This is a genomic window from Phycisphaerae bacterium (assembly GCA_041652575.1).
Lineage (GTDB): Bacteria > Planctomycetota > Phycisphaerae > Sedimentisphaerales > UBA12454 > UBA12454.
Genome location: JBAZHC010000013.1, coordinates 53,268 through 75,606, shown reverse-complemented (window position 1 = coordinate 75,606; position 22,339 = coordinate 53,268). Strand labels below are relative to the sequence as shown.

At 47.2% G+C, this 22,339-nt stretch carries 16 protein-coding genes; 2 read left to right on the top strand and 14 right to left on the bottom strand.

Annotated features, from left to right (window positions below; genetic code table 11):
* Positions 1–9 precede the first annotated feature (9 nt).
* Genes WC496_09985 through WC496_09970 form a run of 4 tightly spaced genes read right to left on the bottom strand, consistent with a single transcriptional unit; the run spans position 10 to position 6,134 of the window.
* Entirely contained in the window at positions 10–1,731 is a 1,722-nt protein-coding gene (locus WC496_09985; GenBank protein ID MFA5293349.1) for an NADH-dependent [FeFe] hydrogenase, group A6, read from the bottom strand.
* A 34-nt stretch (positions 1,732–1,765) separates the two neighbouring features.
* Positions 1,766–5,038 (bottom strand): NADH-ubiquinone oxidoreductase-F iron-sulfur binding region domain-containing protein, encoded by a 3,273-nt coding sequence (locus WC496_09980; protein ID MFA5293348.1) that lies wholly within the window; start codon positions 5,036–5,038, stop codon positions 1,766–1,768.
* Positions 5,025–5,501 carry an NADH-quinone oxidoreductase subunit NuoE gene (gene nuoE / locus WC496_09975; GenBank protein ID MFA5293347.1) on the bottom strand — a complete coding sequence of 159 codons (477 nt, stop codon included), beginning with the start codon at positions 5,499–5,501 and terminating at the stop codon, positions 5,025–5,027. Before nuoE ends, WC496_09980 begins: the two co-directional genes overlap by 14 nt.
* Entirely contained in the window at positions 5,502–6,134 is a 633-nt protein-coding gene (locus tag WC496_09970; protein MFA5293346.1) for a redox-sensing transcriptional repressor Rex, read from the bottom strand.
* A 425-nt stretch (positions 6,135–6,559) separates the two neighbouring features.
* Here WC496_09970 and WC496_09965 point away from each other — a divergent pair, with 425 nt between their 5' ends.
* Complete coding sequence (locus WC496_09965; GenBank protein MFA5293345.1) at positions 6,560–6,811, top strand: RNA-binding protein; 252 nt, start codon at positions 6,560–6,562, stop codon at positions 6,809–6,811.
* A 134-nt stretch (positions 6,812–6,945) separates the two neighbouring features.
* On the opposite strand, the gene WC496_09960 is transcribed toward WC496_09965, so the two are convergent.
* The 10 genes from WC496_09960 to WC496_09915 all read right to left on the bottom strand — a co-directional run bounded on the left by WC496_09960 (position 6,946) and on the right by WC496_09915 (position 20,515).
* Positions 6,946–8,391: an efflux transporter outer membrane subunit gene (locus WC496_09960; GenBank protein MFA5293344.1), complete on the bottom strand. Its 1,446-nt coding sequence runs from the start codon at positions 8,389–8,391 to the stop codon at positions 6,946–6,948.
* A 34-nt stretch (positions 8,392–8,425) separates the two neighbouring features.
* A complete protein-coding gene (locus WC496_09955) occupies positions 8,426–9,685 on the bottom strand; it encodes an ABC transporter permease (GenBank protein MFA5293343.1) in 1,260 nt (419 codons plus the stop codon).
* Complete coding sequence (locus WC496_09950) at positions 9,682–10,449, bottom strand: ABC transporter ATP-binding protein (GenBank protein ID MFA5293342.1); 768 nt, start codon at positions 10,447–10,449, stop codon at positions 9,682–9,684. The genes WC496_09955 and WC496_09950 overlap by 4 nt, the downstream gene beginning before the upstream one ends.
* Positions 10,430–11,848, bottom strand: coding sequence for an efflux RND transporter periplasmic adaptor subunit (locus WC496_09945; GenBank protein ID MFA5293341.1), 1,419 nt, complete (start codon positions 11,846–11,848; stop codon positions 10,430–10,432). Before WC496_09945 ends, WC496_09950 begins: the two co-directional genes overlap by 20 nt.
* A gap of 248 nt (positions 11,849–12,096) precedes the next feature.
* Positions 12,097–13,077, bottom strand: coding sequence for an L-glyceraldehyde 3-phosphate reductase (mgrA, locus tag WC496_09940; GenBank protein MFA5293340.1), 981 nt, complete (start codon positions 13,075–13,077; stop codon positions 12,097–12,099).
* A 225-nt stretch (positions 13,078–13,302) separates the two neighbouring features.
* Complete coding sequence (locus WC496_09935; GenBank protein MFA5293339.1) at positions 13,303–15,498, bottom strand: glycoside hydrolase family 3 C-terminal domain-containing protein; 2,196 nt, start codon at positions 15,496–15,498, stop codon at positions 13,303–13,305.
* 135 nt (positions 15,499–15,633) lie between these two features.
* Positions 15,634–16,722, bottom strand: coding sequence for a LacI family DNA-binding transcriptional regulator (locus WC496_09930; protein MFA5293338.1), 1,089 nt, complete (start codon positions 16,720–16,722; stop codon positions 15,634–15,636).
* Between the two features lie 179 nt (positions 16,723–16,901).
* A complete protein-coding gene (locus WC496_09925; protein MFA5293337.1) occupies positions 16,902–18,857 on the bottom strand; it encodes a LamG-like jellyroll fold domain-containing protein in 1,956 nt (651 codons plus the stop codon).
* Positions 18,858–18,948: 91 nt separating this feature from the next.
* Positions 18,949–19,797 carry a prepilin-type N-terminal cleavage/methylation domain-containing protein gene (locus WC496_09920; protein MFA5293336.1) on the bottom strand — a complete coding sequence of 283 codons (849 nt, stop codon included), beginning with the start codon at positions 19,795–19,797 and terminating at the stop codon, positions 18,949–18,951.
* Positions 19,798–19,921: 124 nt separating this feature from the next.
* Positions 19,922–20,515: a PEP-CTERM sorting domain-containing protein gene (locus WC496_09915; protein ID MFA5293335.1), complete on the bottom strand. Its 594-nt coding sequence runs from the start codon at positions 20,513–20,515 to the stop codon at positions 19,922–19,924.
* Between the two features lie 506 nt (positions 20,516–21,021).
* Here WC496_09915 and WC496_09910 point away from each other — a divergent pair.
* Positions 21,022–22,332: an ABC transporter substrate-binding protein gene (locus WC496_09910; GenBank protein ID MFA5293334.1), complete on the top strand. Its 1,311-nt coding sequence runs from the start codon at positions 21,022–21,024 to the stop codon at positions 22,330–22,332.
* Positions 22,333–22,339: the final 7 nt, after the last annotated feature.

Below are 22,339 nucleotides of genomic sequence, written 5' to 3'. Positions count from 1 at the left end.
TCCGGATATTTATACCATAATATCGCGTTTTTTGTAATGTGTATGCAGCAGGTGATGACTTACCTTGCCGAGTGGTTCGCCCAGAAATTCACGGTACAGCCGCCCAACAGATTCATTGTGATGGCTTGCCCGAACCCGGTCGTCCCGGTCAATCAGGTAGAGAGCCTGCAAACGCCCTTTCACGGCTTCGGCATCGGTACCAATCGGCTGGCCGCCGCCGGAAATGCAGCCGCCCGGACAGGTCATAACCTCGATGAAATGGATATCTTTCCTGCCTGCCTTAATTTCATCGAGCAGTTTACGGGCATTACCCAGTCCGCTTACCACAGCCGCTCCGACTTCCAGTTCGCCAATTTTAAGTTTAACTTCCTTATGTCCCTTGAGGCCGCGAATGGCAGGAATTTTCTCTTCCGGATATTCCTGTCCGGTAAGCAGAAAATAGGCACTGCGAATCGCAGCTTCCATCACACCGCCGGTGGCACCGAAAATTTTACCGGCACTGGTTCTTTCACCGAAAGGAGTATCAGCGGTATCCGGAGTCATAGCACCCAGTTCCAGGCCATATCTGCGGAAAAGCTGGGCCAGTTCACGAGTCGTTAGCACATAATCCACATCAGGGACATAATCTACCGCCATTTCCGGGCGCTGGCACTCAAATTTCTTGGCCGTGCAGGGCATTATCGAAACACTTACGATTTTGCTCGGATCCAGCTTTTCTCGCTGGGCAAAAAAGCTCTTTATCAGTGCGCCCATCATTTGCTGTGGACTCTTGCATGTCGAGACATTTTCGAGCATATCGGGATAAAACTGTTCGACGAATTTAATCCATCCGGGTGAACAGCTTGTCATCATCGGCAGTTTTCCGCCGGTCTTAATCCGGTGAACCAATTCAGAACCTTCTTCCATAATGGTCAAATCCGCCGAAAAAGAGGTATCAAATACACGCTTGAAACCCAGCCTCCGTAATGCGGTAACCATTTGGCCGTCAACATCTTTACCGGGTTTGACGCCGAATTCTTCTGCCAGAGTTACAGAAATCGATGGTGCGTGCTGAACAACGACATACTTGTCGGGATCCGCCAATGCGGCAGCGACTTCATCGACATACGACCGTTCGGTCAGAGCGCCCGTCGGACAAACCATAATGCACTGACCGCAATTGATGCAGGTCGAAACATTCAGGCCGCTGTCGAAGGCGGTTCCAACAAAAGCCTTGCAGCCGCGACCGATGAAATCAATCGCTGAAACGCCCTGAACTTCTTCGCATACACGGACACACTTGCCGCAAAGGATGCACTTCTCGGGATTGCGAATAATCGACGGACTGGAGACATCGGTGGGACGTTTTGTTTTCACTTTGCTGAAGGAAAGCCGTTTCACGTCCATATCGCTGGCAAGCTTTTGCAGTTCGCACTGTCCGTTACGCAGACAATAGAGACAATCATCGGGGTGGTCGCTCAAAAGCAATTCTACGATAGTCCTGCGGGCATTGAGAACTTTTGGGGTTGAGGTTTTCACCTTCATACCCTCTTTTACCGGATAGGAACAGGAGGGAATTAGACCCGGGAAACCTTCCACTTCCACGATACACATTCGGCAGGCGCCGCTGGGAGCCAGCCCTTCGATAAAGCACAGGGTGGGAATCCTGATGCCTTCCCGTTTACAAACAGCAAGGATTGTTTCGCCGTCATTGGCTTGTACATTTCGATTATCAATTTCTATATTAAACATATCTAAGACCTCATTCTATTTTGTATATAGTATATTATTCGGGCTGAGTAAACTCCAGATCACAACGCAGACAGCGACGCGCTTCACAAATGGCCTGTTCTTCAGTTATGCCCATTTCGACTTCATGGAAGTTGCCGCAACGGCATTCGATATCCAGGTGCGGCGGTTCAACGCGTTTGGTATCCATCGCTTCTTCGTCGTCCATTTGCGCCGGTTCGATATAAACCGATGGCATCCGAACTTTTTGAATAACCTTCATATTACGGCCGCGAACGTAACGGTCAATCATACCCGCGGCGCTCTTACCGGTCGCTAAAGCCGCTATTACTGTCGCAGGTCCCGAAACAACATCGCCCGCCGCGAAAACTCCCGGTCGGCTGGTAATGAAGTTTTCTTCATTGATAGTAACAGTGCCCCATTTTGTAAGATTCAGCGACTGCATACCGCGTGTATACGGCTGTTCGCTTATCGCCACAATCAGGGTATCCATAGGCACATCAAACTCAGACCCCTTGATAGGAACCGGTCTCGGCCTGCCGCTCATATCGGGATCGCCAAGTTCGTTGCGAATAAACCGAACGCCTGTCAGTTTTCCATCTTTAGAAATAATCCCTGCCGGTGCAACCAGCGTTTTAAGCTTAACGCCTTCGGCCAATTCGGCTTCGATTTCCTCGGCGAATGCAGGCATTTCAGCCTGTGTCCGACGATAAAACACGGTAACGCTATCCACATTTTTCTGGCGAATTGCGACGCGTGCGGCATCGATAGCGGAATTTCCGCCGCCGATAATTCCGACTCTGCCTTTCGCCAGCGACCTGTTCCGCAAATTATAAGTCTTGAGGAATTTCATGCCGGGGACTACGCCGCTGACATTTTCATCAGGCAGGCCTAATTGAAGGCTCTTATAAGAACCAAGCGCCAGCAGAACCGCCTTGTAGCCGTCAGCTAAAAGTCCGTCAAGTGTGATATCGCGGCCCAGCGCTGTGTTGTATTTTATTTCGATGTTTTGATTCAGCAAAGCGTCAATTTCTTTCTGCAGAAGTTTGCGAGGCAGACGATAAGCAGGAATCGCGCTGACCAGCATACCGCCGGCTTTGGATTCGCGCTCGAATATCGTTACCTTGTGACCTGCAACAGAAAGTGCTTCGGCCGCTGCCAAACCTGTCGGGCCCGAACCGATAATTGCGATTTTAGCGGATTTTTCATCTGCCGGTCTTACAGGTTCTTTCCATACAGACGGGTCAATCTTATCCACGATAAATCGTTTTAGAGTTCGAATTGCAATCGGCTCACCACCGGTAATTCCCGCCCTGCATACAGTCTCGCACGGATGATGACATACGCGTGCACAAACAGACGGCAGAGGATTAGCCCGACGAATAACACGATAAGCATCAGTGTACTCACCGCGGGAGATATGAGCGACATATCGCCATACTTCGGTGCCTACCGGGCATCCGTTCTGGCAAGGCGCTCCGACTAATTCTTTGCAGGCCCCTGCAGGACACTCACGGTCGAAAACATGCGCTTCATATTCTTCGCGGAACCAGTTAAGAGTGCTCAGCACCGGATTCGGAGCCGTCTGACCCAGGCCGCACAAAGATGTCGCCTTGATGGTCTCTGCCAACTGACGCAGTTGTACCACACCCTGGAACCGCATCAGCGCGTCATTATTGTCTTCCTTGCGGCGAGGACGGGTGATTGCTTCGAGAATCTCGAGCATTCGCTTGGTGCCTTCGCGGCATGGAATACATTTTCCGCAGCTTTCAGACTGTATAAATTCCATAAAGTATTTGGCCAAATCGACCATACAGGTATTTTCATCGAGAACGACCAGACCGCCGGAACCCATAATCGCGCCGACTGTTTTGATTGTCTCATAATCAATTTCTATTTTCAGCAGATGTTCCGGAATACAGCCGCCGGAAGGTCCGCCGATTTGTACACCTTTGCAACGTTTGCGATTTGGAATTCCGCCGCCGACATCATAGACAACCTGTTTGAGGGTAGTTCCCATCGGCACTTCGACCAGTCCGGTACATTTAACCATACCGGACAGGGCAAATACCTTCGTTCCTTTGCTGGTCTTGGTTCCCATAGCGCTGAACCAATCGGCTCCGCGTTCGATAATCATTGGCAGGTTGGCCAGAGTTTCAACATTGTTGATAACTGTCGGTTTGCCGAAAAGGCCCGAAATTGCCGGGAATGGCGGCCGAGGACGAGGCATACCGCGTTTGCCTTCGATACTATTCAAAAGAGCGGTCTCTTCGCCGCAAACGAAAGCACCGGCACCCATCTTGATAACGATATCGAGGTCGTTGCCGCTATCGAGAATATTATGCCCCAACAGGCCGTATGCACGGGCCTGTTCGATCGCATTCTGTAAACGCTGCACTGCCAGAGGATACTCGGCACGAATATAAATGTAAGCCTTGGTCGCACCGATACCGTAGGCAGCGATAATCATACCTTCAATCAGCCGATGCGGGTCACTTTCTCCAACGGCACGATCCATAAAAGCGCCTGGGTCGCCTTCGTCGGCATTGCAGACCAGATATTTCTGATCAGCTATTGTCCCAAGGGCAAATTTCCATTTTTTCCCTGTAGGAAAACCGCCGCCGCCGCGTCCACGCAGTCCGCTGGACTCGACCAAATCGCATAACTCTATGGCGGTTTTGTTTTTGAGAGTCAAGGCCATGGCGGAATATCCGCCCCGGGCGATATACTCGTCGATATTTGTTGGGTCGATGATACCGCTGCCGGCAAGTACGACGCGGCATTGCAGTTTCATAAAAGGATGTTCATCCAGATACTGCACGCCCTGCCATGCCTGGTCGCAATCGCTGCGAAACTGCCCGAGCAGATGGCCCTTGTCAAACTTGCCAACCCAGGCCTTGTCTAACAGTCCGGGTACATCTTCAGCAGTTACGTTTCCGAAACTTACCCGCGCCCTGCCCGGAAGTTTAATATCGACAATCGGCTCTTCCGAACAGAAGCCTATACAGCCCACTTCCACAATATCAGCGTCGAGTTTTTTTGTTTTGCAATATTCACGGATAGCATCGAGGGTTTTTCCCGCTCCGGCGCCCAAACCACAGGTTCCGGCTCCGACAAACACCACTGGTTTAGTCAGTTTATCCCGACGCAGTGTATCGACCAATTCGTCAAATACCTCCTGGCCTTTTGCCAGTGCGCCTTTAAATGGTCCGCATTGAAGTTTGGTTATCAATTCTTTGGAAGGCCGCAGAGCGTCGGGCCAGCACTGATATTTCCCGGTTTGTTTTTCAGTATTTTCAGCTTTTTGCATGGGACAGCTCCTTCTCCCTGATTTCGGCAATGATGCCGGATAATTTCTTTGGGGTTACTTTGGCATAAAATTCACCATTGATATTTACTACCGGTGCCAATCCGCAGGCACCCATACAAGCCACAACGCCGAGGCTGAACAAACCGTCGCGCGTGGTTTGACCCGGCTGGATACCCAGGACCTTGACCACCATATCGAGGGCTTTCTGGGATCCTTTGACATGACAGGCGGTACCGCGGCAAATCATGACATGATACTTCCCCAGCGGCTGAAAACGGAACTGGTTGTAAAAGGTGGCTACGCCGTAAATTTTCGCCGGCGGCAGGTCAATATACTTAGCAACTTCATTAACCACTTCGCGGGACAAATACCCGCACGCTTCCTGAATATCCTGCAGAATGGGAATAAGGCTTTCCCTTTTTGCGTTCGGATATTTCTCTAAAACTGCTTTTATCTGAGACACTTAAACCTCCAAAAGTTTACTTACATTCCTCGTAAAGAACGCTGCTTTTTCGAGGTACATTGTTAAATCAACATTTTCAACAAATATCCCCTGCCTAAACTTCAAAGGCACAGGCGCAAAATTAACTATACCCCTGATGCCGGCCTCAAGAAGAATTTCCGAAACTCCCTGGGCCTGCTTCGCAGGGACCGCAATTATTCCAAGATTAATTTCTTCATTCCTGATTACCTCATTGGCGACGTCTATCGAATAGCACCTGCAGCCCTGAATAACTCTATCCTTCAGCGCGGGGTCTTTATCAAATGCTGCTTTAATCACGATATTTTTATGCCTTGCGTGAAAGAACGCCAAAATAGCCCTGCCGAGATTGCCGACCCCTACGATACAGAAATTGTCCGATTTACCTCCGGTTAAAAAATCCTCAATATGCCCCCTCAACTCCTTCAGGTCGTAACCGGCATTGGCCCTTCCATTAGTGCCTATAAACATAAAATCATGCCGAACCTGAGAGCTTTTAACATCGGCCAATTTGGCAATTTCGTGCGAATAAGCGTAGTTTTTGCCCTTAACGAGCAAATCGCCAACAACCCTTCTATACAAACTTATTCGCTCAATTGTCTTTTCAGGGGTCATAAACCCGAATCCTTGCCTGTAATTGTTATTTTGTTAACAGCGTTAATCTTTTAACAATTTACTAAGTAATGACCTAAAAGTCAAGGGGAATTATGGAAAAATATTGATACCAGATTGCTAAATTTTAAGACCAAATAGCTGGGGGCAAAACACATAAATCTGTCTATGCTTACCTAATGCAATTCAATTGAACAGATATATGCAAAAATGGGGTCAATATGTAAAAACTATAAAACTGGGTGAAATCACATCTATCAGTCGAAACTATGGCGAAGAAAACTCAACAGTTATATGAACGGCTTCTAAACTAAGCTGTTAGCGTCGCTATCCAAGTGCGAACGGCTCATATCTAATCCATTTGATTTCTCACAAATTTAAGTTATAATGTTTTTTGGAACATAGATAAATACAAACGGAGTATAGTCATGGGTAAAAAAGTATATGTTGGAAATATAAGTCCTGATGCGGACCGGGAAAGCCTGGAAACATTGTTTTCTATATTCGGAAAAGTTAAAAAAGCTTATATAGTTACCGACCACCAGACCGGCAAGAGCAAGGGTTTCGGTTTTGTCGAGATGAGCAGTGATGCCGAGGCTAAAGCGGCAATAGACGCACTGGATGGAAAAGACTGCGGCGGATATACAGTTAAGGTTAGCGAAGCTAAATCCAAAGATTAACAGACGTCTATAGTTTATTTCTGATTTGCAGACAGGGCAAAACAAGAAGCTCTCCGTTTCCGTTTGTCTTTTTGTTTTCAGCCCCCTGATAATTAATTCATCGCACCTGTTATTTATTCCACCTCAAATTTAATCTACTTGGCAGGTAAATTGGGTTCACCGTCAAAACTAACTGGTGATTCTTCTTCCCAGCCGCCGCCAAGGGCTTTATAAAGCGATACCAAATCAGTCGACAGGTTGCTGGTACTCTGTACCAGAGAATTTTCGGAAGCATAAAGGGACCGCTGTGCGTCCAAAACACTGAGAAACTCGGTCTGGCCCTGTGAATAAAGCTGAGTAGCCAGTTCCACCGCCTTGCGATTGGCGGTCACGGTATCTTCAAGAGCCTTGTTGCGCTGCTGTTCTTTGGAGTACGCCACAAGAGCATTCTCAACGTCCTGAAGAGCCGTGAGGACTGCTTTTTGATAGGCCAGTAATGCCTGTTCCGTAAGAGCTTTCCTGACTTCGATGTTGGCGCGAACACTGCCGGCGTTGAAAATTTGCCAACTGACGGAAGGGCCGAGCGACCATGAGCCATATCTGGAGTTTATCATCGTATCCATAGCGTTGCTTTGATAGCCTCCCGATGCTGTGAGATTGAACTTGGGAAATAAATCCGCAGTGGCTACACCGATGCGTGCAGTCGCGGCGTGTATCTGAGCTTCGGCCCGGCGAATATCGGGACGACGGCGGAGCAGAACAGAGGGAAGTTCGGCTGGCAGAGCGGGAGGAGTAACAGGAATCGTGGATGTCGGCGATAATTCCTCCAGTAAAGCCGCAGGTTCGAGGCCAAGCAGTACGCTCAGACTGTAAATGGTCTGCCGGGCGGATGCCTCCATCATTGGAATCTGCGAAGCAGTGTTTCCTACCTGCGCATCGGCATTGGCGACATCAAGAGCACCAATCAATCCGCTGTTAAACCGCTGGCGAGTCAGCTCGGCTGAACGCTGCTGAGCCTTGAGATTGTTCCGGGAAATTACAATTTCCTGCTGGTATCTGCGAAGTTCAATATAGTTTAGCGCCACCTCACTGACTAAAGTTACCATGACATCTCTTTGATCCTCAACAGCGGCCTGAATATCCGACTCGGCCGCTTCTACATTACGCCGGACTCCGCCGAATATGTCCAGTTCCCAGGCGGCGTCCAAACCTGTTCTCCATAAATCGCTTGTCATTCCGGAAAATTCAGCAGAACCAGCACTATGGGCGTGAGTATACGAACCGCCGGCGTTAAGCGAGGGCCATAATCCCGCGGATACAACTCGGCGTGCCGCGCGAGCCTGGCGAAGCCTCGACTCTGCCTGTTTTAAATCCAGGTTTGATTTTACGGCCCTTTCTATCAACGAGGTAAGATTTGGCTCGTTAAATGCCGTCCACCAGTGAACAATATCCATAGCGGCAGTATTTTGACCGGCCGTACCTGTCCAGTCGGAAGGAACAGATACCTGCGGCCGATGATAATCGGGGCCAACCATGCAGCCGGTTATCGCCAGCGAGCAAATATAAAATATGTACAGTAATGGGTAATTAAAATGCCGCATATATAAATTCCCTTATTAGAAAAAGTTAAGACTTCTATTCATGCCTAAGCGCCTCTATCGGGTCCAGACGCGCAGCTTTTATCGCCGGGAACATCCCGAAACATATTCCTACCGTTCCTGCGAACGCAAACGAAAGTACCACTGCCCATGCAGGTATATATGTTTTTTCGAGCAGCGGATTCGAATGTGCTATCGCTAAAGTCAAAAGCTTTCCCAAACCTACTCCTACAAACCCGCCTACAAAACAAAGTATCACCGCCTCTACGAGGAACTGCGTTAATATTGCAGACCTCTTAGCGCCTACCGCCTTTCGCAATCCTATTTCCTTTGTCCGTTCCGATATCGATACGAGCATAATGTTCATAATGCCTACACCGCCGACCAGTAATGATATTCCCACCACACCGCCGGCAACAAGCGTTACCATAATCGCTATGTTATTGAAAGTCTGGATTGCACTCTGCAGTGATTCAACTCTGAATGTCTCCGGCTCGCCCGGGTCTAATTGCCGCGTCCGGCGAAGAAAAAAATTCAGTTCCGCTACTCCTTCATCCAGAACCTCCGGCGACTTGCTCTCCGCAAGCGCCCATGCCCAGAATTCCTGCCGGAACTTCCTTGTTGTTTCAAAAGGAATTATTATTTCGTGTCGCTCCTGCCCGCCTCCGCCGATTCCAAGGTCTGCCCGTTTCTCTATCACCCCTACAATCCTGAAATTCCTGAACCCGATTCGAATCGATTCCCCAATGCAGTCTTTGTCCATACCGAGTTTGTCGCGAAGTCCCGGCTCAATCAAACACACATTCCGGCCCGTATCTATTACCGATATCCCCCGACCAATATTTATGGTCCTGTGTTCTATTTCGTGCCAGGCTGGTTCAACGCCGTACACTTGCGCATTCTCTACAGATTTCTCCCCGTATTTAACCGTTTGCTGTCCCGCTTCGCTTATCCGGGTATATCGCTCTATCGATGGGCAATGCTCCAAAAGCCCTTCAAATTCTTTTGGCTTAAATCTCACATCCCACCAAGAAACATTTTTCTTAGGCCCGGTATCAGGCCGTCTCGGCTGCAAGATTATAGTATTATTCCCAAACGTCTCCACCTGGCTGAGAATCTTCGCCTTTAATCCTGTCAGTGCCGCTATAACCGCGACTACCGATGCAACGCCAATTACAATTCCTATCGTTGTCAGTATCGACCGTGTCTTGTTCGCCCATATCTGACTAATCGCCAGGTACACGCTTTGATATACAAGCTGGATAAACATCAGCGGAGCAAGAAACAGCCATTTCATTTCGTTTCCTCCCCTGAATCATCGTCCTGACGGGACTGATTGACCCCGTCCTGCTCTGTTGTCAGGTCGCTGCAAATACGACCGTCCTGCATTCGAATTATTCTTTTGGCGTACTGGGCAACGTCACTCTCGTGCGTTACCATTACTATCGTCTGGCCCTGCCTGTGAAGCTCGTCAAAAAGGTCTAATATATTCTCACTCGTTTTGCTGTCCAAATTCCCCGTCGGTTCGTCGGCAAGCAATATGCTCGGATTGCATACAAGGGCACGTGCGATCGCAACACGCTGTTTCTCTCCGCCGGAAAGCTGATTCGGCTTGTGTTTAATCCGGTCCCCAAGACCGACTCGCTCAAGAGACTTCTTTGCCCTCGCAGACCGGCCAAACCATCCGTTACGCGCATATAGAAGCGGCATCTCCACGTTCTTCAATGCGTTCATCTGCGGCAGAAGTTCAAAAGACTGAAACACAAAACCGATTCTCTCGTTGCGTATATTTGCCAGCTCTGCGTCGCTCAACTGTGTCACATCATCTCCGTCAAGTTCATAGCTGCCCTTGCTCGCCCTGTCCAGACACCCGAGAACGTTCATTAATGTGCTTTTACCCGAACCGGAATGACCCATCACCGCGATATATTCGTTCTCCCGCACCTCTAACTCTACTCCGTCAAGCGCATGAATTTCCTCCACGCCGACTCGATAAAACCGCTTGAGCCCCTGCAGCCGGATTATTACTTTACCATTTGTGTTACTTTCCTGCCGGCTCATTGATGTCGCTCTTGCCCTTCTTTCCCCTGGCATTGTCTTTTGACTTGTTCTCTGCTTCCACATCCCGCTCGTCACGCAGTTTCTGGTCGTGCTTGAGACTGTCTAAAATCTTGTAAGGCCCCACGACTACCTTGTCACCTGCCTTAAGCCCCGACAAAATTATCGTATGCGTCAGGTCACCCTGCCCAATTTTCACAGGCGTTACAACCGCTTTACCGTCGATGTATCTGAATACCACCGGCGCAAACTTTTTGTCCTTGTCCAGTTCAGGCGATTTATCACGAATCTCCAAAGGCAGACTATCGATATCCCTGGCAACCACCGCCTGGCTCGGAACCTTGATTACGTTGATATGTTTGCGCGTCTCAATATCGACATCTGCCGTTAGCCCTGTATAAAGTTTTAAAAGGTTCGGGTCTTTATCGAGCAGTATCTCCGTGCGGTAATACCTTGTATTGTTTTCGCTGAATCGGTGCTTGAGCGCAATCTCATTAACAATACCATTGAATGTGATATTTGGAAACGCCTGTATGCTTACCGTCGCCTTCTGGCCGACTTCCAGTTCGCCGATATCCGCTTCGTCAACCTGCGCCACAACTAATATCTGCGACAGGTCAGAGACTTCCATAATCACCGTCCCGGCATTATTCATCGTCCCCGTCACCACCATTTCACCCACCTTGGCATTTACGCGAGTTACTACTCCGTTTATCGGCGATACTATCGTCGTATAGCTCAGCGCATCTTTTGCTTCCGCTATCCTTGCCTCTGCCGCGTCTAAATTGTGTTTCATCACTACCAGATTTTGCTGGGCCGCTTCAAGATTGTATTTGGCACTCTCGTTATCTGCACGAAGCGAGTCCACCTTGTATTTTATCTGCTCGAAATCTGATTTGCTGACAGCGCCAGACTGGACCAGTTCCTGTTTACGCTCAAGGTCACTTTCAGCCTGTTTTAATGACGCTGCAAGCCCCAGTATGGTCGCCTTGCTGCTTTCAACCTTCGACTTCTCAACCTCTATCTGCGCTTCCTGGGCGTTGCGGCTCGCCTCGGCCAGCCGTAATTGACTCTCCAGGTCCTTCGCATCGAGTTGCAATAATAGTGAGGCCGGTTTAGGCGGATTTGCGTTTGGATCGCCGCAGGTTACTATGCTTCCTTCGTCGTATGGTATCGCTATAATCCGCGCAGATACTTTTGCGCTTATCTGAACGGTAGTCTTGGGTTCAATCTCGCCCGGCGCGCTGACTCGCTCTGTCAGTTCACCCTGATTGACATCCTCGATGCGCACTACCTGACCTTTGTCTTTTCCTTTGTGGTTTTTGGCCGCCAGCCAGCCAATCACCAGCAGCACCACAATCACAACAAAAATACTGATAATCCACTTGCGCCGTTTCTTCACAGCTATCCTTCGTATGAAATATTATATAGTTAGGCCTCCTCTGCCAGCCATACACCTTATCCGTAACTATGTATTATAACGCACAACATGCCTTTTTGTTACTTATTTGTTATAAATCCCCCTTTTTTTAGTGATTTTGAGCTTTTTTCCCAGTTCCAGCCGTCGATTTGATTGAAAATTTTCCGCTAAATATTTATAAAACATTCAGATAATTACAATGAAAGCTTAGCTTGTATATCTGTAATATTTCATTTCAGAACGGTGTCTATTTCAACCAGCTCATGGGGCATAAACTGAAGATTTTTTAGAGCTTTGACATTTTCATCGATTTGTTCGACTTTGCTTGCACCAATTAAAGCTGAAGTAACACGTTTATCTTTCAATACCCATGCCAGTGCCATTTGCGAAAGCGACTGATCTCTTCGCTCGGCAATCTTTTTTAAAGACGTTACTTTTTTAATGACCTCTTCTGTAATCCGCTCGGCCTTGAGGAAGCCGTGCGGCTTGGCTGCACGCGAATCCTCGGGTATTCCTTTTAAATACTTATCGGTAAGAAGGCCCTGCGCAAGCGGACAAAAAGCTATACAGCCCATTCCTTCGCTTTCGAGTACATCCAGCAAACCATCTTCTATCCATCGGTCAAACATTGAATAGCTGGGCTGATGAATCAGGCAGCGATTCTGGAGATTCTTGAGAATTTTCGAAGCTGTTAAAGTCTGCTGCGGCTTATAAGAAGATATACCAACATACAGAGCCTTGCCCTGTCGGACTGCCTGATCCAGCGCAGACATCGTTTCTTCTAACGGAGTATTAGGGTCGTAGCAGTGCGAATAAAAAATATCGACATAATCAAGCCCCATACGCCTGAGAGACTGGTCAAGACTTGCCAATAGATATTTCCTTGAACCTCCTGTTCCGTAAGGCCCATCCCACATCCAGTAACCAGCCTTGGTAGAAATTATCAATTCATCGCGATGATTTGCCAAATCCGATTTAAGAATCTTTCCAAAAGTTTCTTCGGCTGAACCGGCCGGCGGGCCGTAATTATTGGCGAGGTCAAAATGCGTTATGCCAAAATCAAAAGCCCTGACAACCATCGCCCTGCTGTTTTCCATCGTATCGACACCACCAAAGTTGTGCCATAATCCCAAAGAAATCGCGGGGAGTAAAAGCCCGCTTTGACCGCATCGATTGTATTTCATTTCACTATATTTATCTTTATTTGACATAGGAGTTAAATTCCTTTCTTTGAGATAATAAAAAATCTACGTAGAGATGTTAACTAAGTTGCGCAATTTCGCAAGAATTAATGTCTTCTGATAAGCAAAAATGATGAGATACTATAATCGTTTTTTTACGGCCACATCCCGTCTTCAAGCCAGTCCTTAGTCATTTCAGCCAGGTCTTTGGTATTGATTAATTTTATTCGCGGCTCTTTTTGTCAGGGTCGTAAATTACTTAGCGGTTTTATCATTAAACTCAAGCCCGCCTTTTAAGCGGATATCACGCGAAGAACTGCCGATTAAAACATTAAATATTCCATTTTCGGCAGTCCACTGTTTTTTGGATTCGTCGTAAAATGACAAATGGCTCTCGTCTATGACAAACCTGACCGTATTTTTCTGACCCGGCTTAAGGAATACTTTTGCAAAGCCCTTTAACTCTTTTTCAGGTCTTATAACAGAACTTTCGGGGGCATTGATGTAAAGCTGCACCACTTCAGCTCCGAAACTGTTGCCGACATTTTTCACTTCCAGACTGACAACTGTCTGCCTACCGGCTTTGATTTGGGCCGGTGAGATTTTCAGTTTGTCGTACTCGAACTGCGTATAGGACAAGCCGTGACCGAAGCAGAACTGCGGAGCAACCTTTTTGGTATCGTAATAACGATAGCCGACAAGGATATCTTCCCTGTATTCGACAATATTGCCTTCGTTATCACCCAGATAATCGCCATATACATCGACCGGCGAATCTTCCAGTCTGACAGGAAATGTGAACGGCAATTTGCCCGACGGATTGACATCGCCGAACAGAACATTCACCATAGCCGTACCGGCTTCCATACCAGCGTACCAGCCCTGCACAACAGCCCCAACAGCGTCAACCCACTGATACACCTCGACGGGGCTGCCGCAAATAAGCACAACAATCGTTTTTGGGTTAGCTTCAGCGACCGCCCTGATAAGCTTATCCTGATGATATGGCAACTTCATATCCTTACGGTCGCGGCCTTCCGTCTCGAATTGATGATTTAGCCCGCCGAACACAATGACAATATCAGATTTTTTTGCAGCTTCAACCGCCTCGTCAATCAGTTTTTGCACAGAAGCATCGTCCTGAAATGAATAGCCCTGCGCAACATTAAGGGTAACTCTTCCATTCAATTTTTTCTGCAGGGCTTCAAGCGGAGTAATTTCATATTTTGCCTTGATATTGGAACTGCCGCCGCCATGTGCCTGCTCCATTGCTGCATTTTCGCCGATTACGGCAATACTTTTAACATCAGCGGCTATTGGGAGTAAGCCTTTGTCATTTTTCAGCAGAACTATCGCCTCTTGCGCAACATCGAGTGCCGTCTTTTGATGGTCAGGCGTATTAAATGCGCCGGGTTTGCGATTTTTATCAAACATATTAATCTTATGCATCACGTAAAGGATTCGCTTAACTTTGTCGTCAAGAACCGACTCTGGCAATGCCCCCTGCCTGATTTCATTCAAAAACGGCTTTGCCAGAAAATAGTTTTCAAAATCATTCCTGACGCCGTTCGGAACTTTTGTGCCCATCTCAATATCCATACCGTTCAATGCAGCTTCTTTTGTATTATAAACACCGCCCCAGTCAGAAATGACCGCTCCGGAAAAGCCCCATTCCTTTTTTAATATCTCATTAAGCAAATACTCATTTTGACAACAGTGCTGTCCGCGGAACAGATTGTACGCCGCCATAAGCGTAAGCACACCGCCCTCCTGAACGGCAGCTTTGAACCCGGGCAGATATATCTCCCGCAGTGCACGTTCGCTGCACTGCACATCGGCAGAGTGCCTTTTGTACTCCTGATTATTCAGCGCAAAATGCTTTACACAGGCAGCAACATCATTTTCCTGAACGCCTTTTATATACGGCACAACCATTTTCGAAGTCAGATAGGGGTCTTCGCCCATATATTCGAAATTCCGTCCGCATAGCGGCGTGCGCATTATGTTAATGGCGGGACCAAGAATAACATCCTTGCCCCTGGCTCTTGCTTCACTGCCAAGTACTTTTCCAAAGCAATATGACATGTCAGGATTCCACGTCGCCGCCAATGCAGTCAGCGTCGGCAGATAAGTACTCGCATCCGTCGACAGGCCGGTCGGGCTAAAGTCGTCGGGTTTCTGTTCCTCACGCACCCCATGGGGGCCGTCAGACATACATAACCCGGGAATATCAAGCCGCTCTATTGCAGCGGTAGTAAACAACGTGTTAGCGTGAACCATGGAAATCTTTTCTTCCAGCGTCATTTTGCTTACCATCTTGTCAATTTCCTGTTTTATCTTCTTATTACTATTCATAGCTCCGGCACTTTCCCGGCAATTCCAGGCCATACCTAAAAAAGCAATACTCAATAATACAACTCTGTAACGATGTTTTGCAGTTTCCCGAAACATCTTTATTTCTCCTGATTGGTATTGTCTTTAACAACAAATGCTTTTTTACCGAGATAAGCAGCCTGTCATTATTTTACATTATTGTTTTTTATGAATTCGCCGCAAATACCCCAAATCCCGCCATAGCCGGACAAACTAATCTTTGGGTGCGACTGATGTGGTATTTCTTATAATCAACTGTTCAGGCAGTTTAATGATTTCCGGCTTGACCTTTTTCGACTGATTCAACTGCCTGATTAACAGTTCGGCAACAGCCTGTCCCATTTCCTTGGACATCAAATCTATGAACGTCATAGACGGACTCATAATATCGCATGAATGCTGGTCGCAAAAACATATCAGGCTCAACTGTTCCGGAACGGAAATACCCAGGGATTGTGCCGCATGCATCAGATTTATAGCTTCCATATGGCCATATACAATTATTGCCGTTGTTTTATTCTGTACGACCAGCGTTTCTATGTATTTGACCGCGGATTCATATAAATTTTTATATGTTTTCACTGTTGACAGCAGTTTTTCATGACCCGGCATCGGTATTAAACCGAACTCTTTCATCTCGGCCAAATATGTCTGATGCCTGTCATATACACTGCTGTGTCCTTTCAAAAACGCCGCCTGTGGTCCGGCATAAGCTATCCTTTTATGCCCGAGTTCCACAAGATGTTTTACCGCCAATTTCATTCCATTAACGTCATCAGGAACAACCACAGACCCCTTTGTGCCGGCAGGACCATTAATCACAACATAAGGAATATTTGCCTGCTCCAGCTCCTCAACCGTGACGGGGTTACAGCGGGCAAGAATTACCGCTGCGTTTATATGCCAGGGAGGAAGTTCGCTCTCGTTTGAATGGTGAGAGGACATATCAACCGTGATATTGCCGTATTTAAGACCGTCGTCTATTATAGAAACTATCTCATTTACAGCAGTTTGATAAATATCGCCGAGGTCGTGCAGAGCGTGACTTCCGCCAAGAATGTGAATCATTATTCTTTGCTGATTCGACAGACTCTGGGCGATAAGGTTCGGACGATAACCCAACTGCTTTGAAACATCGAGAATACGCTGTTTTACGCTGTCAGTAACGCTAAAACCATTACCAAGTTTGTTGTTCAGCACCCTGCTGACGGTGGACTTGCTTGCCCCGACAATCCTGGCAACATCACATAAATTTACCTTTTTGCGACCCATAGGTATAGATTCCGACTTTAAAAGTACCATATACCCCCTCCTGTATAATCCATTAAAATCCGAATCTCAACCTTTTTTTTGCTCAAAACACCTCCCTACCGCCCCTGCGGCAGCTTACTATATCCTATTCCTGTTTATAAAAGGGCATCCAGCTCGTGCCGGATGCCCACAGTCGAATTATTAAAAACGTAACAACAAGCAGCAATAACCTATTGGCATTGCCCCGGTTTTGTTATGTCATTGCACTTGAGCCAATTTTCGGCAAGCACTGCGACATCCTTAAAATCTATATAACAGTCATTATTAATATCGCCGGCCAGGTACTCCGGACAAATCGTGGTTCCACCATCCGCAACATACTGCTCACGTATCTTGGCTTGCGGCAAACCGACATTGTGTATCCTGACCTGGTCGATAACGCCGGAGAAGAAGCGATTATCGACGCTCTCATCATTATTGCCGATGTAAACATCATAATTATTAAAAGCTATTTGACCTGAAGACGGATAAGAGTTTTGAAGAATACCGTCAACATACAGAGCTATCGTCGCACCGTCATACGTTCCTGCAATAAAGTGCCACTGATTATCCGCAACATCGACGACTCCAATCACTTCACGGCCAAACTCCTGCAGGCCGTTACAGTAGAAGTAAACGGTGTTGCTGTTGGCATTCCGCGTCAACCGCCATGACGTATCGCCCTTGGTGACAATAGCCGTCCAGGGATTATTTCCGCTTGGCCATCCTACTACCGGCAATTTTATCCACGCAGAAAGCGTAATCTCGTCCCTGAGATCGGCCCATGTCGGCGAAATATTGTGATCGCCAACGAAGCCTCCGCCGCAGTTAGTATACTGACTGGAACTGCTGACCAATTGCAATGCACCATCTACCTTACCGCCTGTCGGCAGCCATGTCGGACCGCCAAAGAGGTTGGCATCGTGTCCGCCGACACTGTCGGCTGCCTTGGTGCCGCTGGTTTCGTTCAACCTGTATTCAGCTATCAAACCGGTATCACCGGCAGCAAACACACGAACTATCACAGTATCGCTGCCGTTAAATTGGCTGTCATTTGCCGTAAGTCTCAGGACATAATCGCCGGCTGTCGTAAATGTCGCATTCGGGTCTTTAACCGTGTCAGACGGTGAAAATACCACAGTTCCCGGACCGCTGTCCACTGTCCACAGATACGTCACTGTGGCCGGCGGGTTGGGCAGATTATCATCGGTCACCGCAGCATTCATTACAGCAATTGCAGAACCTGATGCCAGCCAGATATTCTGTTTCGGGCCTGCATCTACAACAGGAGCGGTATTAGTAAAGAACTGCCACTGACGGCCGGTTGTTACTATCGAGTCGTCGCGGCAGTCAACACGCCAGTAATAAGCCGAAGCTGACAGCGCCGGTGTAATAGTCCAGGAATCTACCGCCTGGTTATCGACGACCTTTGTCATCCCACCAATACTCGTACCGAACCATACATCCACAGTAACAGGACCGGCCGTACGCGGGGCAGGTCTTGTCCATTGAAGTTGCGAGGTGGACGGTGGAACAGATGTATTATTATCAGGAATCGGATCATTGGCCGCATATCGCAGTTTAACCGACGCATCATCGACCATAACCGTTCCCTGTGAATCACCTTCTATCTGGAAATTCGCCGTTACTGCACCTGCCGGCGCCGCTGATGTTGTATAGCTGTACTGAGTATATGTCGCAACCTGAACGCCGCTCATCAACCCCCCAAACTCATCGCTTCCGATTTGAACACCGCCAGAATCAAACCATTGTACAAGAAAATACCCATAAGGTGTACCAAAGTTCTCCGTGCTTGCCCATACACTGAAAGTAAATACCTCACTAGGATAGACCTTTATGACCTGACCGATATTTTGATGCTCGCCGCTAGTCCACGCACCTACGGCAAAGAACTTATCCCCGGTGTGAGGTGTATATGGTATCGATTGCCGCGATTCACTTTTCCAACTGGCCCAGCCTCCTACGCCCCACTTAAACCAATTATCAGGCACCCACCCTTCCTGCCATGCGGCAGGCGGCGGAGTTCCGCCGAGTTCGAAACCGGGATTGACCAACAGTTCCGCCTGGGCCGATACGGCCAAAAACCCGCAGGCTACGGCAAGTACACATAAAAATACTATCTTCATAATTAAGTTCCTCCTAATTAAAAAAATATCTATACGTTTTCAATCTAATCCCGAATAATATGATTATAACTGCTTGAGCTAATTCGATTGCTTACTGTTTATTAATCCACATACCTGTCGCATCCCACCAGGCCCGCATTGGTGTTCCAGGATTACCATTTATGAACATTACATTTTTCTTTAGGTATTTACTATGCCCGTCGTAGAAAGCAACATTGGCACCTTCGTCATGGCGAAAAATCACAGGCCCGACAGTACTCACGGCCCCGGTAATACCATAGCTGCCGGGATTGGCGTAAACCTCCCGCTGTCTCTGACCAATCCTATCCCAGGCCTGGCTGTAATTTGCACCAATCCATATTACCCACCAGTCGATCGAGTCGACAAAGATAAGCGTTTGCGATGCGGCCTTTATCTGCGTCTGCCGGTAACCATAGCTGGTTCCTTTCGGTATCGACACAGGAAAAGAATTTTGAGGATTTGCCTTCATCCCCCACCAGTCTTCTGAATTATAGCCGTAACTTACCAGCACATTTTTATCCGATTTGAGATGCTTCTTTGCAATCTCGTCGCTTGGGCAGAAAAATTCATCCGGAAGAACAATACTGTTGTTATAAGTTACACTTGAGTTTTCCTTGCCCTTTACACCGGTGATTTTCCTGAATTCAAGATTAGCTACCCATGTGTAAGGATTAACCTGATTTTGCGATACCGGACCCGTAGCCGATGAAGTAGTTAAGAGCGGCACATACAGACCATCATTTTCATTTGCATAAACGTTATTGGAAAGCTGCAACGTCTTGAGGCGAGTAAGGCATACGGTTCGCTGGCCCTGCTTACGTGCCTTGCTGAGACTTGGCATAAGAACCGCGAGCAAAAGAGCTATGATTGAAATCACCACCAACAACTCAACAAGCGTAAATGCTTTCTTTTTCAGCATTCTCAGACTCCTGCATATTTGGCTACGGTTCGTATACAGAAAACAATAAAACCGTTATAACGTTTTAAAACAGCCCTGCCGCCGTTGATTAACAGCGGCAGAGCAAATCGATTAACAAGTAAAACTATTTTTTACGACGGAGCAATAATCCGCCAAGTCCCAGAATTACCAATGTTGCCGGCTCTGGAACAAGTACAGCATTGTCAAACCATACAGTTCCCTGTCCACTTGCGCAAGCAAGTTCAACCTTTACCTGGGTTGTGCCGACAGGAGCAATTGCTGTTAGTGAGACACTATGCCAATCCACTTGAATATCGTATCCCGGTGGATCAGCCGTAACTGCAATCACGCTGGATATCTCGGCATCTGAAGAATCCAGGAAAAACATCTTCATTTCGCCAAGAGGTTTCCACCATGCCTGAGCACCGGCCTCAACAGTAAGGGTATACTCCACACCCTCTGTTCCGGCCACTATCTGATACAACCCGGCACCGGCATCACTGGACCCGCCGACAGCCATGAAATAACTGCCGTCGAAAGGTATATTGGTATTTTGGTGGTTAGCCCAGCCGCCACCATAAGTCCAGATATTCCAATCTGTCGGTGCTGCCGTTGAATCCGGGTCATTGAAATTCCCGTTCGACAACAGGTTGGCGCTGGCGATGCCGGCCATCGCACATACAGCCAACAACATAATAACTATTTTGCTTCTTCTCATTTTAACTTCCTCCAAAATAAATATTCTCATATTAAATAAGCCTTACAGTTCAGCGAAAAGGCTTTCACGTTCCTTCTTATTCATATTTAAGCACTAACAACCGGTTGCTATAGAATATATTACCTTTTTAAAATTTTATTGTCAAGCTCTTTTAGTAAAAATATCAGTTTTTTTCAATCGGCATTTGAATGCATACCAGATGCAATATATCATTTTTCGTAAATTATGTATTTGCAACCAGATAAGCCCTATAATTTTCGTAGAATATCCGGAAAATAATTAGATTTTTAACCCCAAAAAATAAAAAAACGCTAAAAACTTGACAGGTTGAACGGTTTATTTTACTATTAGCAATCGGTTGCTATCGATATATCTGCAAATACAAGGATGGCAATTTAGATTAAAAAACGTAATGCCTGGAATCCTTTTTATTTAATGCGATTGACCGATAAAAGCATTATAACTCTTATTCAAAAAACAAGTGTCTGGCGCAAAATCGGATATTTATGAGATATTTTTTGGTTATAGCGTTGATATTTCTGCCTCTGGCCGCAGATGGGTGTTCAAAATCAACCCCTGACCCGGCTATGGGCAGAGTCGTTGTCGACTACTGGGAAATGTGGACAGGTTTTGAACTTGAGGCAATAAAAAACCTTGTGGATAAGTTCAACAATTCTCAGGACCAGATATACGTTAATCTTTTGAGCGTAAGTGAAATAGAACGCAAGCTGCTGATAGCAATCGCCGGTAACGATCCGCCGGATTTGGCAAACCTGCAGAATTCGAGTATTCCGCAGTTTGCGGACAAAAATGCTATCGAACCCCTCGACAATCTTCTGTCCGTCATCAATGCCAGGCAACAGGACTATATTGATATTTACTGGAAACAGTGCCAGTATGAAAATAAATTATATGGTCTGCCGATAGCGGCCACGACAATCGCACTGCACTGGAACAGAGACATTTTAAAACGCACAGGCCTTGACCCGAACGCCCCGCCGCAAACACTGGAGCAATTAGACGACCTCGCTAAAAAACTTACCGTCAGAAAAAGCGGCGATAGTTATGAAATGCTCGGCTTTGTGCCCACACAGCCCGGCTGGTGGAATTATGCCTGGGTCTGGTGGTTTGGCGGGAACTGGTATGACGGTAAAAACATAACAGCCAACCGTCCGGAAAATGTAGTAGCATTTAAATGGATACAATCTTATGCGCAAACATACGGCGCAAGGGCTTTGCAGAACTTTACGAGCGGATTCGGCGCGTTTTCGTGGTCGGACGATCGCTTTATGTCGAGCAAGCTGGCAATGGTTTTGCAGGGAATATGGATGAGCAGATTCATAGAAAAATTAGCACCGCAAATGAACTGGTCAGCGGCAGCGTTTCCCTCGTCAGGCGGGAAATTCAAAGATGTTACAATGGCTGAATGCAACGTATTGGTTGTGCCGAAAGGGGCAAAACACAAAAAAGAGGCGGCTAAGTTTATAGGTTTTATACAGAGGCCGGAAAACCTGGAATATCTGGCATTGAAACAAAATAAATTTGTGCCGCTGAAAATCGCCAATGAAATGGATTATTCACAGCATCCGAATAAGGAAATCAGGTTATTTATAAGATTGAGTCAGTCGCCCAATGTCCATTCCGTGCCGCGGATTCCGATATGGGCAGAATATGCCCGTGAAATTGACAATGCATTTCAGTCGGTCTGGCTGCAGAAAAAAACTCCACAGCAGGCCCTTGACGAAGTACAAAAAAGAATTGAAATCAAATGGCGGGAATATCTCGATTTAAAAGAGAAAAGAATGGAAAGGCAGTAAACCACAT

Coding starts and splice junctions, on each gene's coding strand:
- WC496_09980 (MFA5293348.1), bottom strand. CDS start 5,038: ATGCAAAAAGCTGAAAATACTGAAAAACAAACCGGGAAATATCAGTGC.
- WC496_09950 (MFA5293342.1), bottom strand. CDS start 10,449: ATGAGCCGGCAGGAAAGTAACACAAATGGTAAAGTAATAATCCGGCTG.
- WC496_09930 (MFA5293338.1), bottom strand. CDS start 16,722: ATGGTACTTTTAAAGTCGGAATCTATACCTATGGGTCGCAAAAAGGTA.
- mgrA (MFA5293340.1), bottom strand. CDS start 13,077: ATGTCAAATAAAGATAAATATAGTGAAATGAAATACAATCGATGCGGT.
- WC496_09915 (MFA5293335.1), bottom strand. CDS start 20,515: ATGAGAAGAAGCAAAATAGTTATTATGTTGTTGGCTGTATGTGCGATG.
- WC496_09970 (MFA5293346.1), bottom strand. CDS start 6,134: ATGACCCCTGAAAAGACAATTGAGCGAATAAGTTTGTATAGAAGGGTT.
- WC496_09985 (MFA5293349.1), bottom strand. CDS start 1,731: ATGTTTAATATAGAAATTGATAATCGAAATGTACAAGCCAATGACGGC.
- WC496_09925 (MFA5293337.1), bottom strand. CDS start 18,857: ATGAAGATAGTATTTTTATGTGTACTTGCCGTAGCCTGCGGGTTTTTG.
- WC496_09965 (MFA5293345.1), top strand. CDS start 6,560: ATGGGTAAAAAAGTATATGTTGGAAATATAAGTCCTGATGCGGACCGG.
- WC496_09910 (MFA5293334.1), top strand. CDS start 21,022: ATGAGATATTTTTTGGTTATAGCGTTGATATTTCTGCCTCTGGCCGCA.
- WC496_09955 (MFA5293343.1), bottom strand. CDS start 9,685: ATGAAATGGCTGTTTCTTGCTCCGCTGATGTTTATCCAGCTTGTATAT.
- WC496_09960 (MFA5293344.1), bottom strand. CDS start 8,391: ATGCGGCATTTTAATTACCCATTACTGTACATATTTTATATTTGCTCG.
- WC496_09935 (MFA5293339.1), bottom strand. CDS start 15,498: ATGTTTCGGGAAACTGCAAAACATCGTTACAGAGTTGTATTATTGAGT.
- WC496_09920 (MFA5293336.1), bottom strand. CDS start 19,797: ATGCTGAAAAAGAAAGCATTTACGCTTGTTGAGTTGTTGGTGGTGATT.